This is a genomic window from Bacillus sp. SIMBA_074 (assembly GCF_046534555.1).
Taxonomy (GTDB): Bacteria; Bacillota; Bacilli; order Bacillales; family Bacillaceae_G; genus Bacillus_A; species Bacillus_A mycoides.
On record NZ_JAWRYM010000078.1, the window covers coordinates 1 to 1,018 of the forward strand.

Sequence of the window (1,018 nt, forward strand, 5' to 3'; positions counted from 1 at the left end):
TGAAGTGACCCCCGAAAGTTAGACAGGTCGTTTCATTAGGCAGCCTCTAGGGTATGAGCCCGGTATTGTACCGGGCTCATACCCTTTAATTTTGCCTTAATTCTTTTATGATTATAGTATTCTATATACTTTGCTAATTCTTGTTTGAAATGTGTTATACTTTCAAATTCTTTTCGATACAGAAATTCCGATTTCATGATACCGAAGAAATTTTCAATAACGGCATTGTCATAACAGTTTCCTTTACGAGACATACTTTGAGTTATGCCACACTTCGTAAGAGAATGACGGTATTGTTTCATTTGATAGTGCCAGCCTTGATCAGAGTGAATGAGGAGTTTATCCTGATCTGTTACACGTTCAAAAGCTTGATCTAACATTGTTGAAACAAGGGAATAGGTAGGTCTTGAACCAATGGTATAGGTGATAATTTCACCATTAAATAAATCCAATATTGGCGATAGATATAACTTCTCCCCAAATAACTTAAACTCCGTAATATCTGTAACCCACTTCTCATTTGGTTTTTCAGATTGGAAGTTGCGATTTAAAATATTCGGCGCAATTTTCCCAACTGTCCCTTTATAAGAGCGATATTTTTTTATACGAACCAGACATTTTAACCCTAATTCTTTCATAAGACGATACACCTTTTTATGATTTACTTTGTGCCCACGATTCATAAGTTCATCGCGAATACGACGATAGCCATAACACCCATCGTGTTCATCATAAATAGCTTGAATCAGTGCTTTTACCTCCGCATTTGGATCAGGACGATTGAACTGTTTTATCCAATAATAGTACGTACTACGCGGAATATTAGCGAGTTTAAGTAACTCCTTAACAGGAAATTCATGCCTTAACTCATAGATTACTTCCGCTTTGTCTTGTTTTGTGATTTTTCCTTGTTTTGAACTAAGGCATTCAACTTTTTTAAATATGCATTTTCCATACGTAAACGTTCATTTTCCGCTTGTAAGGCTTCGATTGATCCTTCAACTACTGGTTTTATATT

General features: G+C 35.8%; 1 pseudogene. It reads right to left on the reverse strand.

From position 1 onward, the window contains the following. Nucleotides 1-35: 35 nt before the first annotated feature. Nucleotides 36-1,018 (reverse strand): annotated as a pseudogene (locus SB773_RS29855) (IS3 family transposase); the annotation flags it as partial.